Origin of the sequence: Pseudomonas sp. HY13-MNA-CIBAN-0226 (assembly GCF_040310305.1) — a bacterium.
Lineage (GTDB): Bacteria > Pseudomonadota > Gammaproteobacteria > Pseudomonadales > Pseudomonadaceae > Aquipseudomonas > Aquipseudomonas gregormendelii.
On record NZ_JBEOPS010000005.1, the window covers coordinates 1 to 16,589 of the forward strand.

Genomic DNA, 16,589 nt, shown 5'->3' on the forward strand with positions numbered 1-16,589 from the left:
TGAGAGTAGGTCATCGTCAAGATTAAATTCCGAAACCCCTATCTGCGTATGCAGGTAGGGGTTTTGTTTTTGTCCGCAGGAAAATACCCTCAGCTATTGGCCCGACGACCGACATTGGCGGGTCATTCGGGGGTGGATTGCACTGCTTGTTTTTTACCTCTCGCTACGCATCCCTGCGCTCAAGAGATGATGACTTCTGGCCGATAACCCAGACGGCCAATGTCATTTTCTAAAACTGCCTGGAAATCCTCGATGCTGTCGTATCACCAAAAGCGGTTCCTGATCGTCGATGATTTCTCGGACTTTCGCAGTGCTGTCAGGTCGATGCTCCGGGAGTTGGGGATCAAGGACGTGGATACCGCGGATACCGGCGAGCAAGCGTTGCGCATGTGTTCGCAGAAGTCCTACGATTTCATCCTGCAGGACTTCCACCTGGGTGACGGCAAGAAGAATGGGCAACAGGTGCTCGAAGACTTGATGGTCGAGAAGTTGATCAGTCATGAGAGTGTGTTCGTGATGGTCACTGCCGAGACCAGCCAGGCGATGGTGTTGAGTGCCCTGGAGCACGAGCCTGATGCGTACCTGACCAAGCCGTTCAACCGGTCCGGCCTGGCCCAGCGCCTGGAGCGCCTGGTGCAACGCAAAACCCTGCTCAAGCCGATCCTGCAGGCCCTTGATCGCGGCAAGCCGCTGGAGGTGCTCAATGCCTGTATTGCCCTGTGCAAGCAGGACATTCGCTACTCTCCCCTGTGCCTGCGCTACAGAGCCGATGCACTGCGCGACCTGAACCAGAACGAGGCGCTGGAGCGTCTGTACGACAGCATCATTGCCGACCGACCGTTGCCCTGGGCGTTCGCCGGTCTGGGCAAGCTGTTGTTCAAGCGCGGCCAGATCACCCAGGCCAAGGGCGTGTACGAGAAGGCCCTGAAAGTGTTTCCAATGATGCCCGCGCTCTACGACGGCATGGCCGATGTGCTGGCGGCCGAAGGAGACACTCGCGGCGCCCAGCGGGTGCTGGAAGATGCGATCCGCCTCTCGCCCCTGGCGGTTCGCAGGCAGGCGCAGTTGGGCAAACTGGCGATGACCAACGAGGATTTCGAGACGGCTTCCAAGGCCTATCGCCAGGCGGTGGCGCAAGGTGCCCAGTCTCGCTTCAAGGACGCCGAGAGCAATCTCGGCCTGGCCCATGCCTTGATCAGCAAGGGTAGCGAGAAAGGCCTGGATACCCGCACCCGCCTGGAAATCAACACCACGCTGAGTGCCGTGGCGAAGGACAACCCGTCCGACCCCGGCTTGCAGATCCGTGCGCGCCTGATGAAGGCCACCAGCTTGTTGCTCAACGATGCCGAGACGGCCGAGAAGCTCACCGAGCAGGCGATGCAGCGGCTCGATGGCATGGAGCAGTTCATGAGCGCCGAGGCGGCGCTGCTGGTGGCCAAGCAGTTGCAGATGCTCGGACAGCCCGATGCAGGCGCCAGCATGTTGAAGAACTGTGCGGAAATCTACGGCGACGATCCGGCGGTGATGAAGGGCATCGCCAAATTGACCGATGACCCGGCCATTCTCAATTCCGGCAACCTGGCCGCCGACCTCAACCGTCAGGGCGTGCGGGTGTACAAGACCGGCAACCTGGTGGAAGCCCGTGCGGTGTTCCGCAAAGCCCTGGGGCTGCAGCCGAAGAACATCAGTATCGCACTGAATATGGCGCAGTCACTGCTGCATGGCACCGATACCAGCCTGCCTTCGGCCGAACTCACCGAGTGCCGGACCTGCCTGAAAATGGTTGGCCTGATGCCCGATTCCGATCCGCGCTTCCCGCGCTACCAGAAACTGAAAACCAAGGCGTTCGGCGCATGAACCACAACGACCCGGCACTGGACTTTTCCACGGTAATCGCTTCCACCGTGCACGACATGAAGAACTCCCTGGCGATGCTGATGCAGGCGCACAGCCAATGGCTGGGGCGCTTGCCGGCCCCCGCGCGGCAGGCGCCGGAGCAGGGTGTGATCGAATTCGAGTTCGCCCACCTCAATAGCATGCTGGTGCAACTGTTGGGGCTTTACAAAATAGGCATCAACCAGCTGCCGTTGCAGCCGGCCTATCATGAGCTGGACGATTTCATTGAGGCGCAACTGGCCTTTCATCAGGAGGTGTTCGCCAGTCGCGGCATCATGGCCACCTTTGAAGTGGACCCGTTGAGCCCCCTGGGTTTCTTCGACCGCGAACTGATCGCCTCGGTACTGGGAAACTGCATCAACAATGCCATCCGTTACGCTCGCCAGGCGGTGCTGATCAGTGTGAGTGATACGGCTGGGCAACTGGTGATCACGGTCAATGACGATGGCGAGGGGTACTCGCCGCAGATGATTGAACACCAGGCCAATTATGTTCAGGGCATCAACCACACCACCGGCAGTACCGGCCTGGGCCTGTATTTTGCCGCGCGGATTGCTGCACTGCACCAGCGTAATGGCGTGGAAGGGCGCACCGAGATCGGCAACGGCGGCCCGTTGGGCGGCGGTTTGTTCAGCCTCTATCTGCCCTGAGGTAATTTTTGCCTGGCGCTGCTTGATATTCCGAACACGCGGAGCCTATTTTGTACGGGTTGCCCTTCGTGGCTCGCACAACAACAAGGATTGCGTCATGACAACCGATGGCCAGCGCTCACTCGCACAGCGACTGACGGGCATTGATGAAATCGAATGTGTCACGCCGGATTTGAACGGCGTTCCCCGTGGCAAGGTGATGACCGCAGAGGGATTCCTCGAAGGTCGACGCCTGCAGCTGGCGCGGGGGGTGATGCTGCAATGCATCATGGGCGGTTATCCGCCGGCGCGTTTCTACGGCAGTGATGACGGCGACCTGGCGCTGGTGCCGGATCCGGCACAGATCCATCGCCTGCCTTGGAGCAAGCATCCGCGAGCGCTGGCCATTTGTGATGCCGATGAACTCAGTGGCGAAAGCTCGAGCCTGTCGACCCGGGGCCAGCTCAAGGCGGTCATCGCTCGTTATGCCGCCTTGGGCCTGGCGCCGGTGGTGGCAACCGAGCTGGAATTTTTCGTGTTCGCGCCCAACCCTGATCCGACGCTGGGGTTTGAGCCACCGGCCGGCCTGGACGGACGTCGCGAGGACGGACAGTGTGCGTTCAGCATCAGCTCCAACAACGGCCTGCGCCCGTTCTTCAGCGAGGTCTACGAATGCATGGCCGCGCTTGGCCTGCCGCGCGATACATTCATGCACGAGATGGGTGTGAGCCAGTTCGAGATCAATCTGCTGCATGGCGATCCTTTGCTGCTGGCCGACCAGACGTTCCTGTTCAAGCACCTGCTCAAGGAAGTCGCGCTCAAGCATGGCCTGATCGTGGTGTGCATGGCCAAGCCGCTGGCGCACACCCCTGGCAGTTCGATGCATATTCATCAAAGCATCGTCGAGATCGGCAGTGGCAAAAATGTGTTCAGTGACGAGGCGGGCGAGCCGACGGCGATGTTCCGTCATTTCATTGCGGGGCAGCAGGCGGGCATGGCGGATTTCACGGCGTTGTTTGCGCCTAATGTGAATTCCTACCAGCGCTTGTGCCATCCGTTTGCGTCGCCGAACAATGCCTGCTGGTCCCATGACAATCGCTCGGCAGGCTTGCGCATTCCCGCCAGTTCACCGGTCGCCCGTCGGGTCGAGAATCGCTTGCCGGGGGCGGATGCCAACCCGTACCTGGCCATCGCCGCGAGCCTGGCCGCCGGGCTGCATGGCATTGAAAACCAGCTGGAACCGAGCGAGCCGATCCAGGGTGAATTCCAGGTGCCGGATAATCTTTCGTTGCCCTGTACCTTACATGCCGCTCTCGAGCGTCTGAAACGTAGTCAATTGGCGAAGGAACTGTTTGGCACTGAGTTCATCGAAGGCTACGTCGCTTCGAAGACCCTTGAGTTGACCAGCTTCTTCGACGAAATTACGCCCTGGGAGCGTCGTGTCCTGGCCGCCCAGGCCTGACGAATCAGCGCCATCGGGCTATCTTTTCGGATAGCCCGACACTTACTGCAAGGAGCCGCTCGGAACGCCGATGCGCCAAATCTGGAAATCCTTTCGAGCGCTTTATTTCGCCTCGCTGATGATGTTGATCGGCTCAGGCTTGTTGAGTACTTATCTGGGCCTGCGCCTGGCCGCCGACAATGTCGACAGCCTGTGGGTGGGTGCCTTGATGGCGGCCAACTATTTCGGCCTGGTGCTGGGTGGCAAGATCGGCCACCGGCTGATCGCCCGGGTCGGGCATATCAGGGCCTATGCGACCTGTGCCGGTATCGTCGGTGCTGCGGTGCTCGGTCATGGATTGATCGACTGGCTGCCCGCCTGGCTGTTCCTGCGGGTGATTGTCGGCCTGGGCATGATGTGCCAGTACATGGTCATCGAAAGCTGGCTCAATGAGCAGGCCGAAGCCAAGCAGCGTGGCCTGGTGTTCAGCGGCTACATGATTGCCTCGTACCTGGGATTGGTGCTGGGTCAGTTGATTCTGGTCATGCACCCGGCGCTGGGCCTGGAGTTGTTGATGCTGGTCGCCCTGTGCTTCGCCCTGTGCCTGGTGCCGGTGGCCCTGACCCGGCGGATTCACCCCGCCCCCCTGCATCCGGCGCCCATGGAGCCGCGATTCTTTATCAAGCGGGTGCCGCAGTCACTCAGCACGGTGCTGGGCGCGGGCCTGATCGTCGGTTCGTTCTACGGCCTGGCGCCGCTGTATGCCTCGCAGCAAGGGCTGTCCACCGAGCAGGTCGGTCTGTTCATGGGTAGCTGCATTTTTGCCGGCCTGCTGGTGCAGTGGCCGCTGGGCTGGCTGTCCGATCGCTATGACCGGGCGCTGTTGATCCGCTGCTTTGCGTTCAGCCTGGCGGTGGCCGCGTTGCCGTTGGCGATCCTCAAGCAAGTGCCGCTGGAGGTGCTGTTCATCGCCGGGTTCTTCTGCTCGCTGGTGCAGTTCTGCCTGTATCCATTGGCCGTGGCCTTCTCCAATGACCACGTCGAAGGTGATCGCCGGGTCTCCCTGACCGCGATGCTGCTGGTGACCTATGGCGTGGGTGCGAGTATCGGGCCTTTGGTGGCAGGGGTCTTGATGAAGCTGTTCGGCAGCCAGATGCTGTATGCGTTCTTCAGCTTCTTCGCGCTGGTGCTGGTGTGGCGAATCCGCCCGAAAGCGGTGACCAACCTGCACCAGGTCGACGACGCGCCGCTGCATCACGTGGCGATGCCGGACAGCATGTCGAGTTCGCCATTGGTAGCGGCGCTCGATCCGCGGGTGGATGAGCAGGTGGTGCAGGATCAGATGCAGAATCCGGTTGCGCCTGAGCCTGAGCCTGAGGTGGGACCAGAGCTGGAACCAGAGCCGAAATCTGAAACGGATGAACCCTCGGGCGACGACCCGGATGAGGGGCGTGAACAGAGCTTTACCGAAGCGCGTCCTTAAGTTCGGCGCATAAAAAAACGGGCAGTCACCGCAAGGGACTGCCCGTTTTTATTGGCGCCTGTATCAGAGGTCGTCTTTATCGAATCGGCGGGCTTCGCGCTGCAGCTGATAGACAAAGCGCTCGACCTGGCGCTGCACCAGGCCGCTCATGTTGTGAAAGCGCACGCCGGCGAAGGTGGTGGAAATTTTCTCTTCGAAATGCAGGTAACGCAGTTCAACCGGGGCAGTCATTTTGCCGAACGGCAGGGCAGCCATGAAACGGTCGTAGACCTGGCCCAGTTGCAGGTTGCCGCCGATGTCGCCGTCGAAACGCAATTTGCAGCCGGTGGCGGAGATGTCGAGCAACTTGCCCTTGATCGGCGCCTTGAGTTTTTCACCGTCCAGGTCCACGTCCACCAGTTGCGCCAGCTTCAATGCCGCGCGGAAGGCGTTGCGGCGCTGGTGGTATACCACTTCGTCCGGCAGGGGGCCGTGATAGCAGCGGCTGCCACTGGTTTCGTCGATGGTCAGCGCGCCGTTGCTTTCCCAGGCGATTCGCACGCCGTCGTGAAAGCCTTCGACCTTGAACGGCTCGCCTGCCAGCAGGAAACGTTCGCCGTCACGGGGGATCATTTCGTCCAGGGCCATGGTGCCGTTGTCACGGTCAATCCCCACCAGATAACTCTGGAAGCGTTGGGCGCGCTCGTGAAACGTGATGATCAGCGGGTCGTGGCTGTCTTGCAGCTGACGAAGGGTGCCGGAGATCTCAAGGGGCGTGGTGAGCACCTTGGGTGGCTGCGGAGCATCATCCGCGCTTGAGGCATTGAACACGGTTCATCAATCTCCAGACAAAATTTGACAGCTGCTTGCCGGCATTTTGCCAGCATGTTTCTCGTCTTGATAGTGCGGGCTCGATGTCAGGTTCAGGCCTGACTGAGGGGACCCCGTTTCGCCAGGGTGGAGGTTGAACCGCGCGCGTCGTAAAGCGCGGGTGTGTCGCCGCCATGAAGGATTTTCAGCTGGGTGGCCGTGGCGGCCTGTTGCATCATGATGGACCGGCCATTGTGCACGTTGGCGTCCTGGCACTGGGCCAGGAGATCGGTCAGCACATCACTTTGCGACAACAGGCGGTCGCCAACGCTTGACTGGCTGGCCAGTTGCTCCAGCCCCTGTCGATTGAGCGGCAGGTTGAGGCTGGCAAGGATTTCGCTGCGCTTGCGGCCATGCTGTTCCAGCAAAATGATCAGTGCCTGCTTGCGCGCCAGAATATCCTCGAGCAGACGCATGTCGCGACCATGCAAGGCGAGGGACTCGGTTTGCAGTAGCTCGAACAATTGTTGCGCTGGTGCAAAGTCGTCGATGATCAGTTGTAGTAATTGGGTATCGTGCATGGCTAGCCTTGGGTTTTAAGCGTCCAAAAGCCTGGCGCAGACCGGAGCCTAGCGCTGGTGTTCGAAGTTGATCAGTTTGCTGGCTACGCTTTTGCTGTCGACTTTATAGCTGCCATCGGCAATCGCTGCTTTCAACTCGGCCACGCGGGCTTTGTCGACTTCAGGCTGATCGCGCAGCTTGTCAGTGACCTTCTGCAACTGCTGGGCCTCATTACTGAAATGTACCGATTCTCCGCTTTTCACGGTAGTGGCTTCCGGTGCCGGGGTATTCAGCGGCGCAGCCTTGGCATTTTCAGCCGCTTCCTTGCTGGCACTGGTACGTGTACTGCCCTTTAGTGGCAGAGCGCTGTTCGATGAGTTGAAATCGATGACCATGATAAAAAACCTCTGGGTATTTGGACGCTTGCCATGTTTTCGGCCATACCCGAGAAAACTTTAGGCCCATTTATCAATGAGCTTGCGCGCGTCAGCGCTGGCCCCTGCACGCCCTAGTTTAGGGAACAGTCGCAGGGTGCGCCATCTCTTCAAGCGGCTGCTTGCCAGGCCCGGCCTCTACATGGCGACTTCCACCTGGCCGGGCGCGATCACTTGCGCCTTGATGACTCGCTGGGAATTGAGGTTTTTCACGCGGATCTGATCGCGCAACCCGCCATTGGACAGCGCCTCGCCGGGCATGCGTACGCTGAGCGTGCCGCTGCGGGCGGTGATCACCACCTGGTCACCCTTGCTGATGACTTCCGCCTGTTCGATGTTCACCAGGGTGACCAGCTGATCGGCGACCATTGGTCGGGTCAACTTCTGTCCGATCGCCTGGTCCAGGGACGTCAGGTAGCCCTGGCTGATCAGGCTGATGTCGCGCTCGCGCAACATGACGTCTTCAGGTTCGATCACCCCGAGGCGTCGCAGCGGCCGAGTGGCGGTGACGACTTCGCGAAACAGGCGGACCTGCGCCGGCACGAAAACCGTCCACGGAGAGGCGCCTTCGCAACGAACTTTGACCGTGACACGCCCCAAGGGCCTGGCCGGGCTTTCAAGGCTGGCTGTCAATTCCCTGTCGCACATCGGCATGCGAAGGCGCGGGTCGAGTTGGTTGACTTCGATTTCATATCGACCCTCGGTCTGACTGGTCGCCAAATAGTCTTCTACGGTGAATTCAAGAAAACCCTGGGTCACGCCGATAAGCATGTCAGGCAAGGTAACCGAGTCGGCAAGGGCAGGGCTGCCAGCGTTAAACAGGCAGGCAGCCGCCGTCGCGCACAGCAATGTGTGCAAATGTGCGGTCAGGCGTCGGAAAAATGTCGGTTCTGTGCTCATAAGAGTTAAAAAGCAAGCGCCGTGCCGTTTAGCAATGAATGTGCGTCGCAACACACTTAAGCGTTGGTGTTAGGGGGTCTGGGCATGGCTGGTGTAATGGATTCGGTAAACCAGCGCACGCAACTGGTAGGGCAGAATCGCCTGGAGCTGTTGTTGTTCCGTCTCGACGGCCAGCAGCTCTATGGGATCAACGTATTCAAGGTTCGTGAGGTGCTGCAATGCCCCAAGCTGACCGTGATGCCCAAATCCAATCCTGTCGTGTGCGGTGTAGCGAGTATTCGGGGGGCAACCATTCCGATTCTCGATTTGGCGATGGCGACCGGTGCCGGTCGGTTGCTGGATCAAAGCAATCCCTTCGTGATCATCACGGAGTACAACACCAAGACCCAGGGGTTCCTGGTGCGCTCGGTGGAGCGAATCGTCAACATGAACTGGGAGGAGATCCATCCGCCACCCAAGGGCACCGGCCGCGATCATTACCTGACGGCTGTGACCCGGGTCGACAATCAGTTGGTCGAAATCATCGACGTGGAGAAAGTGCTGGCGGAAGTGGCACCCACGCCGGAAGCGATTTCCGTTGGTGTGGTGGACGTCGAGACCCAGCACAAGGCCCTGTCTTTGCGGGTGCTGACGGTTGATGACTCGTCCGTGGCACGCAAGCAGGTATCGCGTTGTCTACAGACGGTCGGTGTGGAAGTCGTGGCGTTGAACGACGGTCGGCAGGCCCTGGATTACCTGCGCAAGCTGGTGGACGAAGGGAAGAAGCCGGAAGAAGAGTTTCTGATGATGATTTCCGACATCGAGATGCCGGAAATGGACGGCTATACCCTGACCGCCGAGATCCGCAGCGACCCACGCATGCAAAAGCTTCATATCATCCTGCATACTTCGTTGTCGGGTGTGTTCAATCAGGCGATGGTCAAGAAAGTCGGTGCCGATGACTTCCTGGCCAAATTCCGTCCTGATGACCTGGCATCCCGGGTAGTCGACCGGATCAAAGCAGCAGATATCAGCTAGGGGCCTTTTGCTCCAGGCGATCAATACGAGTTAAGAGGCGGCACCATTGTCTACGGGTAATTTGGATTTCGAACAGTTCCGGGTATTCCTGGAAAAAGCCTGTGGCATTTTGCTCGGTGAAAACAAGCAATACCTGGTGTCCAGCCGCCTCAACAAACTGATGGAGCAGCAAGGCATCAAGTCCCTGGGGGAGCTGGTCCAGCGCATCCAGACCCAACCGCGCAGTGGTCTGCGCGAGATGGTGGTCGATGCCATGACGACCAACGAAACCTTGTGGTTTCGTGACACTTATCCGTTTGAAGTGCTGAAGAACAAGGTGCTGCCGGAAGCGATCAAGGCCGCTCCTGGTCAGCGCCTGCGGATCTGGTCGGCTGCCTGTTCGTCGGGGCAGGAACCGTACTCGTTGTCGATGTCGATCGATGAGTTCGAGCGGGTCAACCTGGGTCAGTTGAAGATGGGGGTGCAGATCGTTGCCACCGACCTTTCCGGCACCATGCTGACCAACTGCAAGACGGGCGAATACGACAGCCTGGCCATCGGTCGCGGCCTGTCGCCGGAACGTTTGCAGCGCTATTTCGACCCGAAAGGGCCGGGGCGCTGGGCCATCAAGGCGCCGATCAAAAGCCGCGTGGAGTTTCGCTCGTTCAACCTGCTGGACAGCTACGCGGCGCTGGGCAAGTTCGACATCGTGTTCTGTCGCAATGTGCTGATCTACTTTTCCGCTGAGGTGAAGAAGGACATTCTGCTGCGGATCCACAGTACGTTGAAACCGGGTGGGTATTTGTTCCTGGGCGCTTCCGAGGCACTCAATGGTTTGCCGGATCACTACCAGATGGTTCAGTGCAGCCCGGGGATTATTTACCAGGCGAAGTGATGCAAAGCGGCAGGCATAAAAAAGGGAGTCCCCAAGGACTCCCTTTTTTTATGCCTGCCGCTTTGCATCACGTAGGAGCTGCCGAAGGCTGCGATCTTTTGATCCTGTTTTTAGAGCGAGATCAAAAGACCGCTTTGCATCCCGTAGGAGCTGCCGAAGGCTGCGATCTTTTGATCCTGTTTTTTCAGATCAAGATCAAAAGATCGCAGCCTTCGGCAGCTCCTACAGGAGATGTCTAACTGGAACAAGCGGCAGAAAAGCGGCAGGCAGCGGAAACCCGTTGCCGCTTTTCTGTCGTTGCCACAGGGGCCCGTGCCCGCAAAGCCCCGGTTTACGGGGTTTTTTCAATTGGCACGCAGCTTGCTATGTCCATCCTACGAAAATCCGGTCACCCGAAGGTTTCCCGACATGAGCATCAGCTTCGATAAAGCGCTCGGTATCCACGAACAGGCGTTGAACTTCCGCGCCCAGCGTGCCGAAGTCCTGGCCAACAACATCGCCAACGCCGACACCCCGAACTACAAGGCGCGGGACCTGGACTTCTCCAAAGTGCTCGCCGAGCAGAGCGAGAAAACCAAGGGCGGCGGATTTGCGCTGAACATGACCAACAGCCGGCATATCGAGGCCCAAGGCCTGGGCAGCGGCGACGAGTCGCTGTTGTACCGCACGCCGATGCAGCCATCGATTGACCAGAACACCGTGGACGCCCAGCTCGAACAGTCGAACTACGCGCAGAACTCGGTCAACTTCCAGGCCAGTTTCACCCTGCTCAATAGCAAATTCAAAGGGCTGATTTCAGCCTTGCGAGGAGAATAAATCATGTCCCTGTCCAGTGTTTTCAACATTGCCGGTAGCGGCATGAGTGCCCAGACCACTCGCCTGAACACCGTCGCCAGTAACATCGCCAACGCCGAGACCGTGTCGTCCAGCCTGGACCAGACCTACCGCGCACGGCACCCGGTATTCGCCACCATGTTCCAGGGTGCGCAGAGCGGCGGCAGCGATTCATTGTTCCAGAACCAGGACGGGGCCGGTCAGGGCGTGCAGGTGCTGGGCGTGGTCGAGGACCAGAGCAATCTGGAAGCCCGCTACGAACCCAACCATCCGTCTGCTGACGCCAAGGGCTACGTCTACTACCCGAACGTCAACGTGGTGGAGGAAATGGCCGACATGATTTCCGCGAGTCGTTCGTTCCAGACCAACGCCGAAATGATGAACACCGCCAAAACCATGATGCAGAAGGTCCTGACGCTCGGTCAGTGATAAGGGGCAACTCAGATGAGTGTTACCGATACGACAAGCAGCTTGAGCCTCAACGACATACTGGCCAACTCCTCCGTCAAGAACACCTCCACCACCAGTGATGGCCTGGCTTCGGCCACCGGCAGTGCCGCCGGCAAGAAGGCCCTGGGCAAAGATGCGTTCCTGCAATTGCTGGTCACCCAGCTGAAGAACCAGAACCCGCTCGAGCCTCAGGACAACGGCGAGTTCGTCGCTCAGTTGGCGCAGTTTAGCAGCCTGGAAGGCATCACTACGCTTAACGACACCGTGAGTGGCATTGCCGGCAACTACAACTCGTCCCAGGCGCTGCAGGCCTCGTCGCTGGTGGGTCGTTCGGTGATTGCCCCGGGCGACAAGGCCGTGGTTGATACCTCCAAGAGCATGACGGGCACCGTGGCCATTCCGACGTCCGTGCCGGCCGCCACGCTGAAGATTACCGATAAGGACGGCACGGTCGTGCGCACCATCGACATGGGCAGCCAGGTAGCCGGCAACGCGAGCTTCATCTGGGACGGCAAGGACAACGCCGGCAAGACGGTCGAATCGGGTACTTACACTTTTGCAGCATCAGCCACCATCGACAGTCAGGCGGTTTCCCTGGTCACCAACCTGCCGGCCACCGTCAACAGCGTGACCATCAGCCAGACCGGTGGCGAGTTGATGCTCAACCTGGCGGGCCTGGGCAGCATCGCCCTGTCCAAAGTACAAACTATTGGTATGTAAAGCCGACTAACCCGGCATAAAGGAGTGAACCATGTCTTTCAATATCGGCCTTAGCGGTCTCTTTGCAGCCAACAAACAACTGGACGTCACCGGCAACAACATCGCCAACGTCGCGACCACAGGTTTCAAGTCGTCCCGTGCGGAATTCGAAGATGTCTACTCGGCGAGCAAGCTGGGTTCCGGAAGCAAGACCGTAGGCAGCGGTGTACGCCTGGCCAACGTGTCGCAGCAATTCACCCAGGGTGATATCACCAACACCGGCAACGTGCTGGACATGGGCATCAACGGCTCCGGTTTCTTCGTGTTGAACGACAGCGGTTCGCTGTCCTACACCCGCGCCGGCACGTTCAAGGTCGACAGCGAAGGCTACGTTACCAACACCGACGGCACTGCGCGCCTGCAGGGCTATGGCGTGGATGCCAATGGCAAGATCCAGAACGGTATGTTGACTGATCTGCGCATCGACACGTCCAACCTGGCGCCGAAGACCACCGACGCGATCTCGTCCACGATCAACCTGAACTCCACGGACAAGGTGATCGACCAAACGATTGCCACGAACAAGTTCGACCCGACCAAGGCCGAAACCTACAGCAAGAAATTCAACACGCCGATTTACGACAGCCAGGGCAATTCCCACGTCATGGAGCAATTCATGGTCAAGACCGGTCCGAACACGTGGGACAACTACACCCTGATCGATGGCCGCAACATGGACGGCAGCCTGTCCACTCCGCAGCCCTCGACGCTGAGTTTCGACTCTGCCGGCAAGCTGACCCAAATCAGCACGCCCGTGACTCCGCCGACCACACCGCCAACCTCGACCCTCGGCAATGATCTGAAGGTGACCAACTGGGTGCCGGGCACCGTCACCGACGGCGTCTGGACGGCCAACGGCGCAGCCGCCAACCCTGATGGCATGACTATCGCCATGGGCAATACCACGCAGTACAACGCCGACACTGCGCGTTCAATTCCAGTGCAGAACGGTTATGCCACCGGCCAGATCACCAACCTGACCATCGACGGCAGCGGCGTATTGCTGGCCAACTTCAGCAACTACCAGACCAAGCCGATCGGTCAGATTTCTCTGGCGAGCTTCACCAACGAACAAGGCTTGCAAGCGGTAGGTGGCACCAGCTGGAAAGAGACCTACTCGTCGGGTATCGCGGGCTACGATTCGCCGGACACCGGCAGTCTGGGCACGATCCGCTCCAACTCGCTGGAAGAGTCCAACGTCAACGTGACCAACGAGCTGGTCGACCTGATCAAGGCGCAGAGCAACTATCAGGCGAACGCGAAGACCATCTCGACCCAGAGCACTTTGATGCAGACCATTATTCAGATGACTTGATGGTGCAGTGCTGGACAGGAGCCCCTCTCTATAGAGGGGCTTTTTTGTTGTGGGTGGCAGGTGTGGGTCAAGGGATCGCAGCCTCGTTGCACTCGACAGCTCCTACAGAGTTTCTGCGTGAATCGCATTTCAATGTAGGAGCTGCCGAGTGCAACGAGGCTGCGATCTTTTAAGCATTTACACGAGGCAAAAGAAAACCCCCGGCAATCCAGAGGACTGATCGGGGGTTCTCAGGTAAGCGCTTTTCAGCGCTTACGGGCTCAGCTTATTGGCAAGCTTCGCAATCCGGCTCGTCGATGGCGCAAGCCTTCGGCACTGGAGCAGGGCCGGCTGGCGCTGCCAGGACCGAATCGTCACCGTGGTTGCCGCCGCTGGAAACAGCGTTCAGCTTGCCGGTGTTGATGGTCGACTTCTCAGTGCTGGTGGCGGCCAGGGCACGGAGGTAGTAAGTGGTTTTCAGACCACGGTACCAGGCCATGCGGTAGGTGACGTCCAGCTTCTTGCCCGAAGCGCCGGCGATGTACAGGTTCAGCGACTGAGCCTGGTCGATCCACTTCTGACGACGGCTGGCGGCGTCAACGATCCACTTGGTGTCCACTTCGAAGGCAGTCGCATAGAGCTCTTTGAGTTCTTGCGGGATGCGCTCGATCTGCTGTACCGAACCGTCGTAGTACTTCAGGTCGTTGATCATGACCGCGTCCCACAGACCGCGAGCCTTCAGGTCCCGAACCAGGTACGGGTTGATCACGGTGAATTCGCCCGACAGGTTCGATTTCACGTAGAGGTTCTGGTAGGTCGGTTCGATCGACTGCGAAACGCCAGTGATGTTGGCGATGGTCGCGGTCGGTGCGATGGCCATGATGTTGGAGTTACGAATGCCTTTCTGTACACGGGCGCGAACCGGTGCCCAGTCCAGGGATTCGTTCAGGTCCACGTCGATGTACTTCTGGCCACGTTGCTCGATCAGGATCTGTTGCGAATCCAGCGGCAGGATGCCCTTGGACCACAGCGAACCCTGGAACGTCTCGTAGGCGCCGCGCTCGTCTGCCAGGTCGCAGGAAGCCTGGATCGCGTAGTAGCTGACCGCTTCCATCGACTTGTCGGCGAACTCGACGGCCGAGTCGGAACCGTAAGGAATGTGCTGCAGGTACAGCGCATCCTGGAAGCCCATGATGCCCAGGCCGACCGGACGGTGCTTGAAGTTGGAGTTCTTCGCTTGTGGCACCGAGTAGTAGTTGATGTCGATAACGTTATCGAGCATGCGTACGGCGGTGTTCACGGTACGTTCCAGCTTGGCGGTGTCCAGCTTGCCGTTGACGATGTGGTTCGGCAGGTTGATCGAGCCCAGGTTGCAAACGGCGATCTCGTCCTTGTTGGTGTTCAAGGTGATCTCGGTGCACAGGTTCGAGCTGTGGACCACGCCCACGTGCTGCTGCGGGCTGCGCAGGTTGCACGGGTCCTTGAAGGTCAGCCATGGGTGACCGGTTTCGAACAGCATGGACAGCATTTTGCGCCACAGGTCTTTGGCCTGGATGGTCTTGAACAGCTTGACCTTGCCTGGGTACTCGGTGAGGGCTTCGTAGTACTCGTAACGCTCTTCGAAGGCCTTGCCGGTCAGGTCGTGCAGGTCCGGCACTTCGGATGGCGAGAACAGGGTCCATTTGCCGTCATCGAAGACACGCTTCATGAACAGGTCAGGGATCCAGTTGGCAGTGTTCATGTCGTGGGTACGACGGCGATCATCACCGGTGTTCTTGCGCAGCTCGATGAACTCTTCGATGTCCATGTGCCAGGTTTCCAGGTAGGCACATACAGCGCCTTTGCGCTTGCCACCCTGGTTAACGGCAACGGCGGTATCGTTCACCACTTTCAGGAACGGCACAACGCCCTGGGACTTGCCGTTGGTGCCCTTGATGTACGAACCCAAGGCACGCACCGGGGTCCAGTCGTTGCCCAGGCCACCGGCAAATTTGGACAACATGGCGTTGTCGTGGATCGCGTGGTAGATGCCCGACAGGTCGTCCGGAACGGTGGTCAGGTAGCAGCTGGACAGCTGTGGACGCAGGGTACCGGCGTTGAACAGCGTCGGGGTCGACGACATGTAGTCGAAGGACGACAGCAGGTTGTAGAACTCGATCGCACGATCTTCCTTGTTCTTCTCTTCGATCGCCAGGCCCATGGCCACGCGCATGAAGAAGATCTGCGGCAGCTCGAAGCGGATACCGTCCTTGTGGATGAAGTAACGGTCGTACAGGGTCTGCAGGCCCAGGTACGTGAACTGCTGGTCGCGCTCGTGGTTGATCGCCTTGCCCAGCTTTTCCAGGTCGAAAGTGGCCAGGATCGGGTTCAGCAATTCAAATTCAATACCCTTGGTGATGTACGCAGGCAGGGCCTGCGCATACAGGTCGACCATTTCATGGTGGGTCGCGCTGTCGGCGACGCCCAGGAAGCCCAGGCCTTCGGCACGCAGGGTGTCCATCAGCAGGCGCGCGGTGACGAACGAGTAGTTTGGCTCACGCTCGACCAGAGTACGGGCGGTCATTACCAGGGCGGTGTTGACGTCGGTCAGGGCCACGCCGTCGTACAGGTTCTTCAGGGTTTCGCGCTGGATCAGGTCGCCGTCGACTTCTTCCAGGCCTTCGCACGCTTCGGTGACGATGGTGTTCAGGCGGCCCATGTCCAGAGGCGCAAAGGTGCCATCGGCGCGGGTGATGCGGATCGACGGGTGAGCGTTGACCGATTGTTCGGCAGGGGCGTGGGCAGCGCGCTCTTTCGAACGACCGTCGCGGTAGATCACGTAGTCGCGAGCCACTTTCTGCTCGCCGGCACGCATCAGGGCCAGTTCGACCTGGTCCTGGATTTCTTCGATGTGGATGGTGCCGCCCGATGGCATGCGACGCTTGAAGGTTGCAGTGACCTGTTCGGTCAGGCGCGCAACGGTGTCATGGATTCGCGACGAAGCGGCAGCGGTGCCGCCTTCAACTGCGAGAAACGCTTTGGTGATCGCGACGGTGATCTTGTCGTCGGTGTAAGGAACGACAGTGCCGTTACGCTTGATCACGCGCAGCTGGCCAGGCGCGGTCGCGGACAGATCCGAAGTCGAATCAGCGGCCTGCGGCAAGGAGCCCTGCGGGTTCTCGCGAGTTGTGTCGGTTTGCATGGGGGGTTGTCTCCACATTCTCTATGTTTGTTTGGGCACCATCACGG

16 protein-coding genes are annotated in these 16,589 nt (G+C 59.3%); 11 read left to right on the forward strand and 5 right to left on the reverse strand.

All coding sequences use genetic code 11. The annotated features are described in order from the left end of the window. Nucleotides 1-252 precede the first annotated feature (252 nt). From AAEZ05_RS06665 to AAEZ05_RS06680, 4 genes are all read left to right on the forward strand, one after another. On the forward strand, nt 253-1,857 hold the full coding sequence (locus tag AAEZ05_RS06665) for a response regulator (protein WP_350646844.1): 1,605 nt from the start codon (nt 253-255) through the stop codon (nt 1,855-1,857). Next, nucleotides 1,854-2,546 (forward strand): sensor histidine kinase, encoded by a 693-nt coding sequence (locus AAEZ05_RS06670; protein ID WP_350646845.1) that lies wholly within the window; start codon nt 1,854-1,856, stop codon nt 2,544-2,546. Before AAEZ05_RS06665 ends, AAEZ05_RS06670 begins: the two co-directional genes overlap by 4 nt. A gap of 199 nt (nt 2,547-2,745) precedes the next feature. Then, the gene (locus AAEZ05_RS06675) at nt 2,746-3,987 is read left to right on the forward strand and encodes a glutamine synthetase family protein (RefSeq protein ID WP_350646894.1); all 1,242 of its coding nucleotides are present in this window, start codon (nt 2,746-2,748) and stop codon (nt 3,985-3,987) included. Between the two features lie 70 nt (nt 3,988-4,057). Next, nucleotides 4,058-5,449 carry an MFS transporter gene (locus tag AAEZ05_RS06680; protein WP_045061811.1) on the forward strand — a complete coding sequence of 464 codons (1,392 nt, stop codon included), beginning with the start codon at nt 4,058-4,060 and terminating at the stop codon, nt 5,447-5,449. 63 nt (nt 5,450-5,512) lie between these two features. Here the strand turns inward: AAEZ05_RS06680 and AAEZ05_RS06685 are convergent, their stop codons facing one another. The 4 genes from AAEZ05_RS06685 to flgA all read right to left on the reverse strand — a co-directional run bounded on the left by AAEZ05_RS06685 (nt 5,513) and on the right by flgA (nt 8,133). Next, nucleotides 5,513-6,259 carry a flagellar brake protein gene (locus tag AAEZ05_RS06685; protein ID WP_045061810.1) on the reverse strand — a complete coding sequence of 249 codons (747 nt, stop codon included), beginning with the start codon at nt 6,257-6,259 and terminating at the stop codon, nt 5,513-5,515. Between the two features lie 92 nt (nt 6,260-6,351). Further along, the gene (locus tag AAEZ05_RS06690) at nt 6,352-6,819 is read right to left on the reverse strand and encodes a flagella synthesis protein FlgN (protein ID WP_045061809.1); all 468 of its coding nucleotides are present in this window, start codon (nt 6,817-6,819) and stop codon (nt 6,352-6,354) included. A 48-nt stretch (nt 6,820-6,867) separates the two neighbouring features. Further along, nucleotides 6,868-7,194 (reverse strand): flagellar biosynthesis anti-sigma factor FlgM, encoded by a 327-nt coding sequence (gene flgM, locus AAEZ05_RS06695; RefSeq protein WP_045061808.1) that lies wholly within the window; start codon nt 7,192-7,194, stop codon nt 6,868-6,870. 177 nt (nt 7,195-7,371) lie between these two features. Beyond that, nucleotides 7,372-8,133, reverse strand: a complete 762-nt coding sequence (gene flgA / locus AAEZ05_RS06700) for a flagellar basal body P-ring formation chaperone FlgA (RefSeq protein ID WP_045061807.1) — start codon at nt 8,131-8,133, stop codon at nt 7,372-7,374. Nucleotides 8,134-8,217: 84 nt separating this feature from the next. Between flgA and AAEZ05_RS06705 the strand changes: the two genes are divergently transcribed. The 7 genes from AAEZ05_RS06705 to flgE all read left to right on the forward strand — a co-directional run bounded on the left by AAEZ05_RS06705 (nt 8,218) and on the right by flgE (nt 13,382). Further along, nucleotides 8,218-9,150, forward strand: a complete 933-nt coding sequence (locus AAEZ05_RS06705) for a chemotaxis protein CheV (RefSeq protein WP_045061806.1) — start codon at nt 8,218-8,220, stop codon at nt 9,148-9,150. A gap of 46 nt (nt 9,151-9,196) precedes the next feature. Next, nucleotides 9,197-10,024, forward strand: coding sequence for a protein-glutamate O-methyltransferase CheR (gene cheR / locus AAEZ05_RS06710; RefSeq protein ID WP_045061805.1), 828 nt, complete (start codon nt 9,197-9,199; stop codon nt 10,022-10,024). A gap of 50 nt (nt 10,025-10,074) precedes the next feature. Then, nucleotides 10,075-10,263, forward strand: coding sequence for a hypothetical protein (locus AAEZ05_RS06715; protein WP_205893451.1), 189 nt, complete (start codon nt 10,075-10,077; stop codon nt 10,261-10,263). 169 nt (nt 10,264-10,432) lie between these two features. Further along, a complete protein-coding gene (gene flgB / locus AAEZ05_RS06720) occupies nt 10,433-10,840 on the forward strand; it encodes a flagellar basal body rod protein FlgB (protein WP_045061804.1) in 408 nt (135 codons plus the stop codon). Between the two features lie 3 nt (nt 10,841-10,843). Next, entirely contained in the window at nt 10,844-11,287 is a 444-nt protein-coding gene (gene flgC, locus AAEZ05_RS06725; RefSeq protein WP_045061803.1) for a flagellar basal body rod protein FlgC, read from the forward strand. 15 nt (nt 11,288-11,302) lie between these two features. Continuing rightward, nucleotides 11,303-12,028 carry a flagellar hook assembly protein FlgD gene (gene flgD / locus AAEZ05_RS06730; RefSeq protein ID WP_045061802.1) on the forward strand — a complete coding sequence of 242 codons (726 nt, stop codon included), beginning with the start codon at nt 11,303-11,305 and terminating at the stop codon, nt 12,026-12,028. 31 nt (nt 12,029-12,059) lie between these two features. Beyond that, nucleotides 12,060-13,382 (forward strand): flagellar hook protein FlgE, encoded by a 1,323-nt coding sequence (flgE, locus tag AAEZ05_RS06735; RefSeq protein ID WP_045061801.1) that lies wholly within the window; start codon nt 12,060-12,062, stop codon nt 13,380-13,382. 265 nt (nt 13,383-13,647) lie between these two features. On the opposite strand, the gene AAEZ05_RS06740 is transcribed toward flgE, so the two are convergent. After that, complete coding sequence (locus tag AAEZ05_RS06740; RefSeq protein ID WP_205893452.1) at nt 13,648-16,542, reverse strand: ribonucleoside-diphosphate reductase subunit alpha; 2,895 nt, start codon at nt 16,540-16,542, stop codon at nt 13,648-13,650. Nucleotides 16,543-16,589 lie beyond the last annotated feature (47 nt).

Coding starts and splice junctions, on each gene's coding strand:
- flgB (WP_045061804.1), top strand. CDS start 10,433: ATGAGCATCAGCTTCGATAAAGCGCTCGGTATCCACGAACAGGCGTTG.
- flgA (WP_045061807.1), bottom strand. CDS start 8,133: ATGAGCACAGAACCGACATTTTTCCGACGCCTGACCGCACATTTGCAC.
- flgM (WP_045061808.1), bottom strand. CDS start 7,194: ATGGTCATCGATTTCAACTCATCGAACAGCGCTCTGCCACTAAAGGGC.
- AAEZ05_RS06670 (WP_350646845.1), top strand. CDS start 1,854: ATGAACCACAACGACCCGGCACTGGACTTTTCCACGGTAATCGCTTCC.
- flgD (WP_045061802.1), top strand. CDS start 11,303: ATGAGTGTTACCGATACGACAAGCAGCTTGAGCCTCAACGACATACTG.
- AAEZ05_RS06665 (WP_350646844.1), top strand. CDS start 253: ATGCTGTCGTATCACCAAAAGCGGTTCCTGATCGTCGATGATTTCTCG.
- flgE (WP_045061801.1), top strand. CDS start 12,060: ATGTCTTTCAATATCGGCCTTAGCGGTCTCTTTGCAGCCAACAAACAA.
- AAEZ05_RS06675 (WP_350646894.1), top strand. CDS start 2,746: ATGACCGCAGAGGGATTCCTCGAAGGTCGACGCCTGCAGCTGGCGCGG.
- flgC (WP_045061803.1), top strand. CDS start 10,844: ATGTCCCTGTCCAGTGTTTTCAACATTGCCGGTAGCGGCATGAGTGCC.
- AAEZ05_RS06740 (WP_205893452.1), bottom strand. CDS start 16,542: ATGCAAACCGACACAACTCGCGAGAACCCGCAGGGCTCCTTGCCGCAG.
- AAEZ05_RS06680 (WP_045061811.1), top strand. CDS start 4,058: ATGCGCCAAATCTGGAAATCCTTTCGAGCGCTTTATTTCGCCTCGCTG.
- AAEZ05_RS06715 (WP_205893451.1), top strand. CDS start 10,075: ATGCCTGCCGCTTTGCATCACGTAGGAGCTGCCGAAGGCTGCGATCTT.
- AAEZ05_RS06690 (WP_045061809.1), bottom strand. CDS start 6,819: ATGCACGATACCCAATTACTACAACTGATCATCGACGACTTTGCACCA.
- AAEZ05_RS06705 (WP_045061806.1), top strand. CDS start 8,218: ATGGCTGGTGTAATGGATTCGGTAAACCAGCGCACGCAACTGGTAGGG.